Source organism: Campylobacter iguaniorum (assembly GCF_000736415.1).
In the GTDB taxonomy this organism is placed as follows: domain Bacteria; phylum Campylobacterota; class Campylobacteria; order Campylobacterales; family Campylobacteraceae; genus Campylobacter; species Campylobacter iguaniorum.
Genome location: NZ_CP009043.1, coordinates 1,063,955 through 1,079,217 on the forward strand (window position 1 = coordinate 1,063,955; position 15,263 = coordinate 1,079,217).

Consider the following 15,263-nt stretch of genomic DNA (forward strand, 5'->3'; position numbering starts at 1 on the left):
ATTATATATAAATTTTGCACAAAATAACATCAAAAATTTACTAATCATTGATAAAATTATATTTTTTTAAGGAGAACTATGTTAGCCCAGATTGTTGATTTTTTAGTAAATTTAGTGGGTGAGTGGGGATATATTGGAATATTTTTACTTATGGCATTAGAAAGCAGCTTTTTTCCTTTTCCAAGCGAAGTCGTGATGATACCAGCTGGATACTTGGTTTTCAAAGGCGATATGAATGTTTGGATTGCATTTTTAGCAGGGGTTTTTGGTAGTCTTGCTGGAGCTATTTTTAACTACTATTTGTGTTATTTTTTTGGTAGAGGTTTCATAGAAAAATATGGTAAATACGTTGGTATAACGCCAGAAAAAATGGATAAATTTGAAAAGTTTTTTATAAAATACGGTGAGATTTCGACTTTTAATTGCCGTTTGCTTCCTGGAATTCGCCAGTATATCAGTCTTCCAGCAGGTCTTGCAAAGATGAATATGTTTAGATTTTGCTTGTTTACAAGCATTGGAGCTGGGATTTGGGTGGCTATACTTATGGCTATCGGATATGTTTTAGGCGATCAAAAAGAGCTGATAAAAGAGTATCTCCACACTATCACAATAGGACTTGTAATAGCTGTAGCCATCATAAGTGTAGCCTATATTTACATTCAAAAAAGAAAAACAAACTAAGAATTTGTTTTTCTTAATTCATTTTTTATATGCGTAAGAGAGTCCAAAAGTTCGTTGAGATTTTCGTATGGGATATGGACTTTCCAGTCAGGTTCATCTTCGCCTTTTAGACTTATTCCTATACTTACGACTGGCTTTGAGCCTCTTCCATAAGGCTCGTCTAAATTTGCAACACTTATAGTGCCTTTTCTTGTATCGTGGAGTGCAAAAGTTCTATAAATTTTAACCCTACTCATCGTTTTATCCCAAATACTTTTAGCATTTTTGCTTGGAGTTTGAACCACTCTTTTAGCTTCATTACAGGATATCCAGCGTAATCTTCTTTGCCTTCAATGTCTTTTGTGACGCCACCACGACCTGCGACTTTGGCAAAATCACCTATGCTAAGATGTCCAACTGTGGCGCTTTGTCCACCCATAACTACGTTTCTTCCTAGCTTTGAGCTTCCTGCAAGCCCTACTTGAGCCACGATGATACAACCAAATCCAAGCTCACAGTTGTGACCTATTTGGACTAGATTGTCTATCTTGCTATGAGTTTTTACGATAGTTGGCTCAAACACGCCACGATCTATCGTCGTGCAAGCACCGATTTCTACGTTATCTTCAAGCTCAACCCAGCCATTGTGATAGATCTTGATATGCTCACCCATTTTAGTATGAGCGTAACCAAATCCATCACTTCCTATGACTGCATTTGCGTTTATGTGACACTCATTTCCTATCTTGCAGTCATTATATATCACGACATTTGGGTGGATTATACACTCATCACCTATGACTACATTATCTCCCACATAAGCTCCAGCCATCACAACTGTATTTTTGCCTATTTTTACGTTGCTACCTATATGTACGTTTGGCATGATAGTCGCGCTCTCATCTATCATAGACTCTGCTACTTCATAAAAAAGCGGCTTTGAAAAAGGCTTAGAAAGAATAGCAAATGCAAGGTGCGGATTTTCTACCACGATGGCTTTGCTTTTGACTAAATTTGCCATTTGCTCTGTGACAAGCACGGCTCCAGCCTTGCTATCTTCGATAAATTTAGCATTTTTTGGGCTATCGCAATAGCTTAGCTCATTTTCGTTTGCACGTCCGAGCGAATTTAGGGCTTGGATTTCGATATCTTCGCCACTAAACTCTAAATTTAAAATACCATAAATTTCACTTAATTTCATCATACTTCCATCATTACAGATCCGCTTCTTACGATTTGAATCGGATTATATTTTTTCATAACTTTTATAAAGCAATCAATCCTACTAGCATTATCGCAAGCCATAACGATAATATAATTTTCGTTTGCGTTTGCAACGCTTCCGTTGTAAGATTTTAGTATCGCATCAAGTCCGCTAAAATCTTCATTTAAAGAAATTTTGACTAAGACCATCTCTTTTTCTACGTATTCGCCGCTATCTATGACTTTGTATGTAGGGATGAGCTTATGAAGTTGTTTTACGATTTGTTCAAAAACCCTCTCATCGCCACTAGTTACGATACTTACTCTTGAAAACTCACTATCAGGCACTGGAGCAACAGTCAAAGAATCTATGTTGTATCCACGTCCAGAAAAAAGCCCTGCAATACGGCTTAGAACGCCATGCTCATTTAAAACGATAGCTGATATAACTCTTCTCATTGCTTACTCCAATATCATATTATAAATTGCAGCTCCAGCTGGAACCATAGGTAAAACGTTTTCAAATCTATCTATTTTTACCTCTATAACGCTTACCGTGTCTAGCTCAAGAGCTTTTTTAAGTGCAGCTTTAAACTCATCTTTAGTCTTAACGCTAAATCCAACTCCGCCAAAACCTTCGCAAATTTTGACAAAATTTGGTTGAATGCTTAGATCTGTGTTTGAGTATCTCTCTTCATAGAAAAATGTCTGCCATTGGCGAACCATTCCTAAGAAGTTGTTGTTTAAAATGATATTTATCACGCGTTTTTTATTTGCTACTAGAGTCATCAGCTCTTGGATATTCATAAGAAATCCACCATCCCCACTCACAGCGATGACTGGTTTATCACTAGCCCACGCAGCTCCCACTGCACTTGGCAAGCCATATCCCATTGTTCCAAGCCCACCACTTGTAAGCAGATGTCTTGGCTCATTAAATGGATAAAATTGCGCTACCCACATTTGGTGCTGACCGACATCTGTTGCGATTATGGCGTCTTCTCCAGTGATTTTGGCTATATTTTGTACTACCCATTGAGGTTTTAAGACCTCATCGCTATCTTTGTAGCCAAGTGGATGAAGTTTTTTATAGATTTCTATTTGATCTCTCCAAGGTTTGAAAATATCATCTTTTATATCTATTTTATCATTTAGCTCTATCATTACATTTTTTAGATCGCCGACTATTGGATACTCTGCATTTACGATTTTGCCAATGCTACTTGGATCGATATCTACGTGTATGACTTTTGCATTTTTGCCAAATTCGCTTAGTTTTCCAGTAACCCTATCATCAAATCTAGCTCCAAGACAGATTATGAGATCTGACTCACTTAAAGCCATATTTGCAGCGTAGCTTCCGTGCATTCCGACCATACCTAAATTTAACTCATCATCACTTCTTAAAACACCAAGTGCCATTAAAGTAAGCACGGCTGGGATTTTAGCGGTAGCGGCAAATTTTCTTATCTCATCGCTGGCATTTGAGTTTATAGCTCCACCACCAAGATATAAGATAGGTTTTTTGGATTTGCTTATAGCTTCACAGGCTTTTTTAATCTGATTTGGATGACCTTTTGTGGTTGGCTTATAAGTTTGCATTTTTATCTCATCAGGATAGACAAAATCCCCAATAGCAGCCGTTACGTCTTTTGGCACGTCCACATGCACAGGGCCTGGACGACCACTTCTTGCTATATAAAAAGCCTCTTTTAGAATGCGAGGAAGCTCATCTATTGTTTTGACTAGAAAGTTATGTTTTACACAAGGTCTTGAGATGCCAACAGCGTCTATTTCTTGAAATGCGTCAGTACCTATGAGCGGTAGGGCGACTTGACCGCTTATGAGCACCAGTGGAATCGAATCAGCATAAGCAGTAGCAAGGCCAGTTACAGCATTCGTAAAACCAGGACCACTTGTCACAAAAGCAACTCCGACTTTGCCGCTAGCTCTAGCGTATCCATCTGCTGCATGCACTGCTGCTTGTTCGTGACGAGTAAGTATATGAGTAAAATAATTTTGTTTATAAGTCTCATCATATATGTTTAAAGCCGCTCCACCAGGATAGCCAAAAACAAACTCAACTCCTTCGTGCTTTAATGCTTCACTTATCATCTGTGAACCATTTAATCTTTTCATTCGTTCCACCTTTTGTATAAAAATGTTAAATTATACCTTGATTTTTGTTAAGCAAATTTAAAATATGAGAAATTTATATATTGAAATTTAAAAACTGTTTTGTAGATGTGTAAATTTCACACATCTACGTTAAATTTGATGGATTAAAACGGCCAAATACTCTCTAGCATTCTAGTTCCCCAAGGTTTTGTAGTAGCTCTGTCTAAATCGCCCTCGGTTTTGTAAAGTATCTTAGCATCTGCTATGTATCTAGATTCGATTTGGTTGTTTTGGCTGATGTCATAAGGTCTGATGACGCCACTTATTTGTACGATTTGTTTTTCGTTGTTTATGAGTAGCTCTTTGCTTCCTTCTATAAAATAATTTCCGTTATTTAGTATTTTGATGATTCTAGCTGAGATTGTGGTAGTAAATGCTTCATTTCTTGTATTTGATCCACTTCCGCTATATTTGTTCGCACTTCCGCCACTGAATCCTACATTTGTAAGTCTGTTTAGCTGATTTGTCACACTGCCCCATCTTGAGTCATCTCCAGCGCTAAAGGCTCCAGCATTTAATGATAGTGTTGAGTCTTTGTTTGTGGATTTATCACTTTTTGAGCTTTGATTTGTATTTTCACTAATGACAATAGTCACGATATCATTTATATTCATAGCTTTTCTATCTGAAAACAAAGGATTATCTCCACGCCCAAAAAGGCTTCCTTGATTTACTTGCCCAAGACCATTTTCTTTCGCTGGGAGCTGCTCTACGTAAGCTGGTGGCTCCATAGAAATCTTTGGATCGCTACTAGCACAACCTGTCAAAACCAGTAAAAAAACAGTAAAAATATATTTGCTCATAAACTACCTTAAAATATAAATATGATACAATTTAAGCAAAATAAGTTCCAAAATAAGGAGAAGCTGGTGTTAAGAAGTATTTATGTTTTAAATTCCGACTTTGAAAATCACGAATTTAAGCAAAATTTGTTTGAGCATTTAGGAAAAATTTATAAAAATATTGTTACATTTTTCCCTATATCTGATGATAATGTGAATATTTGTAACACTGTTCTTACCAAAACAGAGGCAATAGAGCAAATAGGTAACGGCAATAAAAATATACTTTTAAAAAATATGATAGCTAAATTTGACTCTATAAAAGCAGATTTTATCATAGTTGTTGGTGGTTTTATCGATATTTTAGATGACGAAATAGCAAAAAACCTAAACTCTCCATTTTTACTAAGCAAACAAAGCAAATTTAAAAGTAAAATATTTAAATTTGATGTTTTGAGTAGCGTAGAAAATATATTTACCAAAACTAGCACCGCTATAACTCCGCTTAGATTTGAGATGTCACTATATCAAAGAGCTGCAAAAAATATAAAAACAGTAGTTTTGCCAGAAAGCGATGATGAAAGAGTGCTAAAAGCAGCTGCAATACTTCTAAAAAGTGGCTCAGTGAAGCTGATTTTACTCGGCAACAAGGACGAGATAAATGACAAGGCAAATAGCCTTGGGCTAGATCTTGGAGGCATAAGGATTATAGATCATTCATATAATGAGTTTAGCGAGGATTTCGCAAAAACTCTGTTTGAGCTAAGAAAAGAAAAAGGAATGGAGCTGGCAACTGCAAAAGAGCTGATGAAAGACAGAACCTACTTTGGGACTATGCTAGTTTATAAAAATATAGCAAATGCTATGGTAAGTGGAGCTAGCACGACCACAGCTGAGACTATCCGCCCTGCACTTCAGTTTATCAAGATGAAACCTGGAGTTAAAAGCGTGAGCGGAAGCTTTATCATGTGTTTAGATACACAAATTCAGTTATTTGCTGATTGCGCTATCACACCAAATCCCACCACAGACCAGCTAGCTGGCGTAGCACTCAGCACTGCAAAAACAACCAAAGACTTTGGGCTAGAGCCAAAAGTAGCGATGCTTAGCTACGCAACTGGAGATAGTGCAAAAGGAGACGATATAGAGTTTGTAGCTGAGGCGACAAACAAAGTAAGGCAGCTAGATCCAAGCTTAGCAGTCGATGGTCCTATACAGTTTGACGCTGCAGTAGATCCAAAAGTAGCAGCCAAAAAACTGCCGGGCTCAAAAGTCGCTGGCCAGGCAAATACATTTGTGTTTCCAAATTTAAACTGCGGAAATATCTGCTACAAAGCAGTCCAAAGAAGTGCAGACGCTCTTGCCATTGGCCCGATTTTGCAAGGCCTAAATAAACCAGTAAATGATTTAAGTAGGGGTTGTAGCGTAGAAGACATCGTAAATACGGTTTTAATCAGCGCAATACAAGGAGAATAGATGAAAATTTTGGTTATAAACTCAGGAAGTAGCTCTATCAAATTTAAGCTTTATGATATGGAAACTAAAACCGCTCTTTGTAAAGGGCTAGTAGAGCAAATCGGCATGCCAAATGCTCACGCAAAAATCATCACAAAAAACGGAACAGTCTTAGAAAAAACAGGCTATATCGACGATCATGGACTTGGAATAGACGTGATGAATGAGCTACTTTTCGGTAGTAAAGTTTTAAGTAGTTTAGATGAGATTGATGGCGTAGGACACAGAGTAGTTCAAGGCGCAGATCTATTTGATGATGCGGTTTTGATAGATGATGAAGTTTTAGAAACTATAAGAAATCTAATACCTCTAGCTCCACTTCACAATCCAGCCCACCTAGCAGGCATGAAAGAGACTCTAAGGATTCGCCCTGACATTCCAAATGTAGCTGTTTTTGATACTGTTTTTCATCAAACAATGCCAAAAAGCTCATATATGTATCCGCTTCCTTTTGAGTTTTACGAAAAATACAAAGTCAGAAAATATGGTGCTCACGGCACAAGCCATCAGTTTGTGGCTAAGGCTGGAGCGAAGGTACTTGGCATAGATTTTGATAAGTTTAGCTGTATTACCTTGCACCTTGGAAGTGGCGCTAGTATCTCAGCGATAAAAGACGGAAAATGCATAGATACAACTATGGGTTTGACGCCACTTGAAGGACTTATGATGGGGACAAGGTGCGGAAGTATAGATCCAGCCATCGTACCATTTTTGATGAAAAATGCAAATTTAAGTGGTGAAGAAATAGACACCATAATGAATAAAAAAAGCGGTCTTTTAGCCATAGGCGGCACAAACGATATGCGTGAAATAGAAGCCAAAATGGACGCTGGAGATGAAAACGCTAAACTAGCTTTTGATATGTTTGTTTTACGTATCAAAAAATACATCGGCGCATACATCGCAATACTTGGCGAGATAAACGCTATCATTTTTACTGCTGGTATCGGCGAAAATGACGCTAGAGTGCGTGAAGCAGTCTGTAGCGGGCTTGAAATATTTGGTATCAGAATGGATAAAGATAAAAACGCAGCCCCTCACGATGAGCCACGCTGGGTTGGACTTCCTGAGACTAAAGTCCGTATCATCATCGTCCCTACAGATGAAGAGCTAGCCATAGCAGAAGATACAGTTCGCATCATCAACTCTTGCAAAAAATCATAAATGTTTAGCCAAATTTGGCTAAACAAATTTGATATAATTACACTCTGATATTTACCTTGATTTGCGCCCGCATTTCGCATAGTGCAATCTTTTATTTTCAAGCATCTTATCATCTGCACTATGTATAGCTTCACTGTATCCAGTGGTGTTTTTTAGTACTGATATTCCATAAGCAATACTGTATTTGCGAGCATTGATCGCATTATTAACTATTTCCATTTTAGCCTTGCAAGTTTCTTCGCTCATACCTTCAATAATAATAATAAATTCATCACCACCAGCTCTATAAATATCAGATATATTAAACTCTTCTTTTAGATTATCAGCTACATACGAAAGCAACTCATCTCCCTTTTCGTGACCACTTGCATTATTAATCTCGTGCAGTCCATTTACATCTATAAAAATACACGCCAACGACTCAAATTTTTTAGCTTTGTTATTAGATATAGCTGCGTCATAAGCGTTTCTATTTTGAAGTCCTGTATTTTTATCATTGAGCCCGATTTTTTTAATCGAATGATAAGAGTGTATCAACATAACAATAACTAGTACAACATATATAAAGATCGAAATTCCAACCATCAATTGCATTTGATACATGATTTTATTCACTGCCCTACTATCTGCTAATGCATAATGATCTTGGACTGTTACGACCACATTCCAGTTATTTATGCCAACTGGTTTATAGTTCATATAAAGTATATCGCCAGTCGTATCTGAGATGAAAGTCAAATTCCCATCGATACCATTTCGCATATTGATAATAGCGTCTTTAAAATCATCTTTTGAAAGCACGCTTCTATCAGAATAATCAGAGATATTCCCAAAGCTTTTATGCCAAGTATCTAAAAGAAAATCACCAGTATTTCCATCTTCTAGATAGACATACGCATTTCCATCATAAATATTTGTTTTATAGGAGTTAGCAAACTTAGTCAAATCAACCACGCCATATAGTATATAGATAGTTTTGCCATTTTTTACTACTGGTATTGCATTTCTGATAATACGTTTTTGTGGGTCTTTTGTGCTATATACTATGTCAGAAACATAAGCGCCTTTTTTACTCTCAATGTCAAAATTCAGCACCCCACTCACATCTCTTACATTTGCGTTGCTATCAAGCATCGTATTATCTGGACGAAGTAGCTCAACATAATTTATATAAGAGCCAATACTATTATACCCACCAAGCACCTTACTAAGCACATTATCATCACTCTCATTTGCGATTATAGATGCCATTGCTGTTAGTATAGTGCGATCCATATCTGTCGTTTTATACAGATCGGCTGCGAGCTGGTGCGTTGCTTCATTTAGATATTTGAAACTATTTTGCTCCATTTGTTCTTTTACCAAACTCACAGAAGCATAGACTAATACTATCAACCACACTATAAACGTTATAGTTATAACTAATAGTCCTTTTATCTTCACAACTACCCCTAATATTTAAATTGACAACAACGTGATAATAGCTCTAAATAAAGCTTGGAGCGTCATTGCTAAAGAGTATCAAATCTCCAGCTTTGGTATTCTCCGCTAAAAACTCAGTCATCTTTGACTTGTCTTTTAAGATGATGACTTCTGGTTTATTTAGAAATTTACTAAGAGATTTTTCGTTTGCCATGCTTGTTATCACGACTATATCAAAGGTCTCATTTATGATTTTTGAAAGCTCTTCATTAAGGCTATCTTCGCCCTCGACGATGCCAGGAGTAAGCAATACTTTTGTGCCTTTATAGCTTTTTACTAGCTCATAGCTCGCACTCATGCCTTTGAAATTACCATTAAAACTATCATCAATTATAAGCTTTCCACCAGCTTCAATCTTTTGTAGTCTATGCTCGACTTGGTGCAAATTTGCCACACTTTTAAGCAGTTTTTCTAAATTTACGCCTAAATTCAGAGCCATACACACGCAAGCTGCGATATTATAAGCATTGAAACTTCCAAGCAAATTTGAGCTAAACTCAGTCTGTTTTTCTAGCGACATACTAAATTTAATACCGTCTAAATTTGAGCTAATATCATGAATCAAAGTATCATAAATGCACGTGTTTTCGTCAGCTTTTTTAAGTGTTGAGCTGTGAAGAACTGCGTATTTTAGCCTATTTGAAAGAAGTGCTTCTAGCTTTGTGGCTCGTATATTTTCTATTGTTTTGAAGTATTCAAGGTGAGCCGTGCCGATCTCGCCCACGATGACAAACTGCGGGTTTAAAAACTCGCTGATCTCCTTGATATCGCCCCTTAGCCTTGCTCCAGCTTCGACTATGTAAATTTGAGTATTTGGGCTTAGATTTTCGTTTATGTCTTTGATAATTCCAGCTAGAGTATTTACGCTGCGTGGAGTTTTGATCACGTCAAACTCATCTTTTAGGAGTTCATACAAAAAGTTTTTGATACTAGTCTTTCCAAAGCTTGCAGTGATGAGAATTATTTTTAGATTTGGCAAATTTAAGATTTTGTTTTTGGCTCTCATTTTGAAACTTATAGAAACTAGCTTTTCACAAGCAAAGCTCAGCAAAAACGCACTCACAAGCGATAAAATCACGGCGTAAATTTGGCTACTCACAATCAAAAAGCAAATCGAACTAACAACCAAAATACCAAAAAATCTCTTAATTCTACTTGTAAAAACCAGCTTTTTATCAAGCTTTTTTTGCCACGCAAAAAGAATAATGGCAAAAATCACGCTCACACCAAAGACTGCGTAACCGCCTAAAAACGTGGCTAGCGCGAAAAAGGCTAAAGGCAAGATGAAAAAATACAGATGCCAAAGCGGTTTCGTGTAATGAAAAATAATGCGGTTAAATTTATACGAAAACCACTGCAAAGCCGTGATAAGATAAAATCCAAGGCAGACGCTCATAATAAAAGCTCCAAGTCTTAAAAGTACGTTTTCTAGCATGTCTCACCTACTTCGCTGCCAATGACGCCAGATATGAACTTCGCATGAAGTAAAAAGAAAAAATGATCGCCACTAAGCGGGAAAAACTGGCTACCTTTGATAAGTCTTGAAATGGTTTCGCCACTTCTTAGCGATGTAGCTCTGTCGCCTTCCCCCCAAAAAATCAGCGTCTTAGAGCTGGTATTAGCAAAAATATCTCTAAAATCTTCATCGACTACGTTTTTGAGCGTTTCATACATAATTTTACTCATTCCAGCAACGTCTTTTGTGGCAAACAGACTATAGAATTTACCAAAACCAAGCTTTTTAAGCATTTTGAATATGGCGATTTTTAGCCTTACTAAAAACGGTTTTTGCGTGACTATTCCAGCCGTGCTGAGTAAAATCAGATTTTTTGGCTCTAAAAGCGTAGCGACCTTGCCACCAAAACTATGCCCCATGATGAAGTCCGGATTTTGATTTATAGCCTGTAAAAACTCTTTTGTGATGGCTGCATAATCTTTCGTATCAAGTGGGTGATCAAGCGGGCTAGAGCCAAAGCCTGGCAAATCCACATAAATCTGCTTAAATTTAGACAAATGAGAGGCAAATGCCTTTTTCATTATCTCTTTATTCGCGCCCCAACCATGCAAGATAAGCATACAGTTTTCCAAATTTTGGTTGATTATCTCATAGTTTATTGTGTAGCTATGATGTGCTACTTGGATATGTTTGTTAGCCATTTTGACCCTCTTTTTTGCGAGTTGTGTATATGGCTTCTAGTAAAACAACAGCTTCATTTAGCCTTTCATACTCGTCCATATTTAAAAGGACTGCTTCAAAACGGTTATTTTTGACGATAAAAGCTCGTTTCATCTCAGCTTTTGCGACTTTGTTTAAGATAGTGCTGAAGTTTCGCACAACTTCAGTAGCCGTGTAGACTTCGTTTTTGCTAAAGGTAGCCATAACTAAATCCTTATGTAGAATTTTACGCAAAATTCTACATAAATTTGGCTTACAAATGCTTTAATACTAAATTTTGCCTTTGTTGCTTGTAATGGAGTTAATAAATTTATAGTCGATTTTGATATTTCTTGGCATTTTTAGTGAGTTTGCCAGTCTCGTAATAGAGCTTGTAAAGTCCTTGAATAGATAGTTTGCCATGCTTCCTGGATTTGGATTTATCTCATTTAGATAGACCTTGTTATCTAAAACAAAAAAATCGCACCTTATCAAAGCTCCATCAAACGCACCACCATTATATATCGCCATAAACGCATTTTTAAGTTCTGTTTTGATACTTTCATCTATCTTTGCTTCTTCAGAGCTTCTAGCTGAAAAGCTCATATATTTTTGCTCAAAATCCAAAAAATCCTTCTTTTGCGGCTCTTCAATGATAGAAAACTCAAACTCATCGCCTGCTTTAAATCCAGCAAGATTAAACTCTCTAATGCCCTCCATAAATGGCTCCACAAGCACGTCGCTATCAAACTCAAAAGCCACGTCTAGAGCGTAATCAAGCTCTTTTTCCTCACGCACAACGCTCACTCCAATACTACTGCCAAGACGAGCTGGTTTAAGGATAAATGGTAAGTTAGTTTGTGGCTTTTCTCCACGTTTTATGGTCTCATAAGGTAGCATTTGCACGTCACATTTTACAGCCAGAAGCTTTGTAAGCTCTTTATTGAAACTCATCACGCTAGATTCTAGTCTAGGACCTATGAAATTTAGCCCAAAAAACTCAAACATACCAGCGATTTTACCATCTTCCCCATCACTGCCGTGGATTAAATTTATATAGCATTCCACGTCTAAAAGTGTAGTACCAAAAAGTCCATGAGTAGCAAAACCACCCTTTTTTAGGTGAAGTTTTTTTGAGTTTTTATACTTGCCACTGCTGAAAAAATTCGCTCTCATATCACTTGGATCGATAAGATAAAAATCTCTAAAAGCATCAACAAAAATAAAGCTAAGATCTGCTTTTAAGACTTTTTTTACAGCGATTGCTGAGACTATGCTGATTTCGTGTTCGAAGCTATTGCCACCAAATACTATACCAAATTTCACCAAATTCTCCTTGCTAAATTACATTATTTTGGGCTTGCCTTTTAAGCGCATTTGCGGGAGTTACGCAAAAATCAATACTCACAGGCACTGAGCCTGCTCCGTTTTATTTTTACTCACAACCCACAAATTCATCTTAAAATTCTTCACCTATACCAAAGCTACTTAATTAATACTTAAAAAATGCTTTGCGATAATGACCCTTATCTTTAAATTTTATAATTTATAAATATTTTTATTAAATTTAGTTTGCCCCAAATTTAAGCCATTTTTTTAAGTGCTTCTTTGATAAGCAAAGCAGTATCTTCGCTCTTGCACTCGCTTAAAACCTTTGTTATTTTATCTCTTTTAAATCCTAAGCTCTCAAGTGCCATAAATGCTTCGTTTTGGTAGCTTGGCATTTCGCTTATCTCACCAAATTTAGCGTCACTTAGCTGAGCGATAAGAGTTCTAGCAGTCTTTGGACCGATACCTGGCACTCTTTTTATCGTCGCATCATCGCCGTTTAAAACTGCCTTGCTAAACTCATCAGGGCTTAAGCTTGAGCAAACCGCCATAGCTGTCGAAGCGCCTATTCCATTTACTTTTAAGAGCATTTCAAAGATTTTTTGCTCGCTCTCTTTGGTAAAGCCATAAAGCAAATTTGCATCTTCCCTTATGATTTGAGTTGTCATTAGCTCGATCTTATCGCCTTTGTTTAGGCTTGCACTTGTAAAAAGTGAGATAAAAATCCCATAACTAACCCCGCTAGCTGTCTTTAACCAGACAAATGCAGGTTCTTTTTTAGTGATTATTCCTTCGATTGCTTTTATCATTAATCTATCTCGTTTGATCTTTTGATTTCGTATACATCCTCTTCATCGATGACGAGATGTTTTAGCATGATAAGTCTTGCTAGCTCATTCTCTCTTGTGACGTAAGTTATATCTTTTTTAGGCTCAATTAGTCTAAATTTGATCTCATTTAGCTCTTTCCAGCGATTTTTGTTGATAATTTTGGCTTCAAAAACCATACTTTGCATTTTTTTGATATCATCTTTTAAATCATCTAATAGCAATTTTTTGGCACCATAATTTTTCACAAGCAAGTTATACTCATAGACTAAGGATTGGAAATCTTTTAGCTTAGCGATAAATGATTGCGGTGGAGTTTTGCCGCCATTTCTTAGCTCTTCTATGCGTTGTTTTATGAGAGTTACAGAGCTTTTGTTGGAGTCTATGATATTTTTTTTCTTTTCAAGCTCTTTTGGCATAGAGATTATCTCAGCTTTTAGTTTTGCCATTTTTTGCGATGCTTGCGTGATCTTATCTTCATAATCCATAATGCGTCCAGCATCTATCATTATTCTGTTGTTTGTGCCTTTTAGGTTTTCTATCTCGACTAAAGATGCTGCTGTGATGTTTGCATTTGAAAACAGAGTTCCGATATGAACTTCTGCGGCTATTATTTCACCACCTATTACTGAATTTACAGTGACCTTTTTGGCTTCTATATGACCGTTTTCTAGTCTATCTACGACAGCTTCTTCACAAACTAGTCTTCCAAGATGAACTGCTATATTTGCATTCTGGGCTTCTATAACTGATTTTGCGTGAGTTTGACCACCTATAGTGACGTTTCTTGCCTTTATGCTAGCGCCACGTGCTACGTTTCCTTCGACGTTTATAGTGTTTGTTTCTATGCTCATACCAGCACCGACGGCGTCTTTTAAAATATCACTTTCTTTGATATTTATCTTCACATCAGAATCTAAGCTTGTTTCTATAGAGCCAGTTGTTTTGAAGCTCACTTCATTGACATCTAGCTCCTCTTTGACATCGTAAGTTCCATTATCTTGGCTTACATATCCATTTTTCTTAGAAATATATTTTACGCTATTTTCATCTTCTTTTACTTCTATATTATCAGTTACCTTTATCTCTACCTGGTTTGCTTTTTTAGCACTACTCACAGGTATGAGCTGACCTTTGACATTTCTGCCAGCTTGACCATCTTTAGCTTTTATATACTCTATGATGACCTCGCCCTCAACAACGCTTTGCAAAAATCCCCTATCAGAGTAATTTACTCTATCAGATTCTTCTGCTTTATTGGATTTTGTTTTATAATAATAATTGATCTGATCATCTACTGACAATACAGGATCTAGCCAAGATGCGACTACAAAAGTCATACTTTTATCAATGATACCTTTTATGCGAAGCATGGAAGTTATTTTGTTGATTTCTTTAACCAACGTGGTATCTCTGATACCGATTAAAATTTCTGATTTTAGTAGTTTTTTACGGATAGAGCCTATAAGTTCTTTTTCAAAATTTGGTTCATATTTTACGTTTATATCTTCTTTAATAGTAGCTACTATTTTGGTCATATTTTTATTTACACCAAGTGAAATTTTAGGTAAAAGTGGCTCTTTTTTACCTCTTTTATCAAAGTATTCAACCCTATAACTTTGAGATATGGCAAGATCAGGATTACTTATAAACTCATCGTCATTAAATATATTTCGCTCACTATCGCTTAGCTCAGTAAAATCCCCATCTGATTTTATTTTGTATTTTGTCGAGATGGAAAGTATATTGAAATCTAAATATTTTGGATCGACTTTAGCAGCGTCTGCTATGACTTCTAAGTCTTGATAGGCGTTTTTTGTGTCTACGACGATTGGAGACATTAATCTTTGTTCGTTATCGGCCATACAAGTCCTTAATGCGTATATTTATTGGCAGATTATACTATAGTGGCGCTAAATTAAAGATAAAAAACTATGTTTAGGTAGTGTTTGGCATAAATTTATAATT

15 protein-coding genes are annotated in these 15,263 nt (G+C 36.6%); 3 read left to right on the top strand and 12 right to left on the bottom strand.

The features are described from left to right. Positions 1-78 precede the first annotated feature (78 nt). A complete protein-coding gene (locus CIG1485E_RS05290) occupies positions 79-681 on the top strand; it encodes a DedA family protein (protein ID WP_038454465.1) in 603 nt (200 codons plus the stop codon). Here CIG1485E_RS05290 and CIG1485E_RS05295 read toward each other — a convergent pair. The 5 genes from CIG1485E_RS05295 to flgH all read right to left on the bottom strand — a co-directional run bounded on the left by CIG1485E_RS05295 (position 678) and on the right by flgH (position 4,844). Then, positions 678-917, bottom strand: a complete 240-nt coding sequence (locus tag CIG1485E_RS05295) for a hypothetical protein (RefSeq protein ID WP_038454467.1) — start codon at positions 915-917, stop codon at positions 678-680. The genes CIG1485E_RS05290 and CIG1485E_RS05295 overlap by 4 nt on opposite strands. Continuing rightward, complete coding sequence (lpxD, locus tag CIG1485E_RS05300; RefSeq protein WP_038454469.1) at positions 914-1,861, bottom strand: UDP-3-O-(3-hydroxymyristoyl)glucosamine N-acyltransferase; 948 nt, start codon at positions 1,859-1,861, stop codon at positions 914-916. The genes CIG1485E_RS05295 and lpxD overlap by 4 nt, the downstream gene beginning before the upstream one ends. Next, complete coding sequence (ilvN, locus tag CIG1485E_RS05305) at positions 1,861-2,322, bottom strand: acetolactate synthase small subunit (RefSeq protein WP_038454471.1); 462 nt, start codon at positions 2,320-2,322, stop codon at positions 1,861-1,863. The genes lpxD and ilvN overlap by 1 nt, the downstream gene beginning before the upstream one ends. A gap of 3 nt (positions 2,323-2,325) precedes the next feature. Further along, positions 2,326-4,002, bottom strand: a complete 1,677-nt coding sequence (locus CIG1485E_RS05310; protein WP_038454473.1) for an acetolactate synthase large subunit — start codon at positions 4,000-4,002, stop codon at positions 2,326-2,328. Positions 4,003-4,145: 143 nt separating this feature from the next. After that, positions 4,146-4,844, bottom strand: coding sequence for a flagellar basal body L-ring protein FlgH (flgH, locus tag CIG1485E_RS05315; protein WP_038454475.1), 699 nt, complete (start codon positions 4,842-4,844; stop codon positions 4,146-4,148). A 21-nt stretch (positions 4,845-4,865) separates the two neighbouring features. Between flgH and pta the strand changes: the two genes are divergently transcribed. Both pta and CIG1485E_RS05325 read left to right on the top strand, forming a co-directional pair. After that, the gene (pta, locus tag CIG1485E_RS05320; protein ID WP_200876027.1) at positions 4,866-6,299 is read left to right on the top strand and encodes a phosphate acetyltransferase; all 1,434 of its coding nucleotides are present in this window, start codon (positions 4,866-4,868) and stop codon (positions 6,297-6,299) included. Continuing rightward, positions 6,300-7,502 (top strand): acetate kinase, encoded by a 1,203-nt coding sequence (locus CIG1485E_RS05325; RefSeq protein ID WP_038454479.1) that lies wholly within the window; start codon positions 6,300-6,302, stop codon positions 7,500-7,502. Positions 7,503-7,553: 51 nt separating this feature from the next. Here the strand turns inward: CIG1485E_RS05325 and CIG1485E_RS05330 are convergent, their stop codons facing one another. The 7 genes from CIG1485E_RS05330 to CIG1485E_RS05360 form a co-directional block, all read right to left on the bottom strand. Further along, on the bottom strand, positions 7,554-8,903 hold the full coding sequence (locus tag CIG1485E_RS05330; RefSeq protein WP_144242176.1) for a sensor domain-containing diguanylate cyclase: 1,350 nt from the start codon (positions 8,901-8,903) through the stop codon (positions 7,554-7,556). Between the two features lie 85 nt (positions 8,904-8,988). Beyond that, positions 8,989-10,419 carry a Mur ligase family protein gene (locus CIG1485E_RS05335; RefSeq protein WP_038454484.1) on the bottom strand — a complete coding sequence of 477 codons (1,431 nt, stop codon included), beginning with the start codon at positions 10,417-10,419 and terminating at the stop codon, positions 8,989-8,991. Beyond that, positions 10,413-11,141 carry an alpha/beta fold hydrolase gene (locus CIG1485E_RS05340; RefSeq protein WP_051870935.1) on the bottom strand — a complete coding sequence of 243 codons (729 nt, stop codon included), beginning with the start codon at positions 11,139-11,141 and terminating at the stop codon, positions 10,413-10,415. The genes CIG1485E_RS05335 and CIG1485E_RS05340 overlap by 7 nt, the downstream gene beginning before the upstream one ends. Next, complete coding sequence (locus CIG1485E_RS05345) at positions 11,134-11,364, bottom strand: type II toxin-antitoxin system Phd/YefM family antitoxin (protein ID WP_038454486.1); 231 nt, start codon at positions 11,362-11,364, stop codon at positions 11,134-11,136. The genes CIG1485E_RS05340 and CIG1485E_RS05345 overlap by 8 nt, the downstream gene beginning before the upstream one ends. 66 nt (positions 11,365-11,430) lie before the next feature. Next, positions 11,431-12,465 (bottom strand): D-alanine--D-alanine ligase, encoded by a 1,035-nt coding sequence (locus CIG1485E_RS05350; RefSeq protein WP_038454488.1) that lies wholly within the window; start codon positions 12,463-12,465, stop codon positions 11,431-11,433. Positions 12,466-12,722: 257 nt separating this feature from the next. Further along, entirely contained in the window at positions 12,723-13,277 is a 555-nt protein-coding gene (gene ruvA, locus CIG1485E_RS05355; protein ID WP_038454490.1) for a Holliday junction branch migration protein RuvA, read from the bottom strand. After that, positions 13,277-15,160, bottom strand: coding sequence for a flagellar assembly protein A (locus CIG1485E_RS05360; protein ID WP_038454494.1), 1,884 nt, complete (start codon positions 15,158-15,160; stop codon positions 13,277-13,279). The genes ruvA and CIG1485E_RS05360 overlap by 1 nt, the downstream gene beginning before the upstream one ends. Positions 15,161-15,263 lie beyond the last annotated feature (103 nt).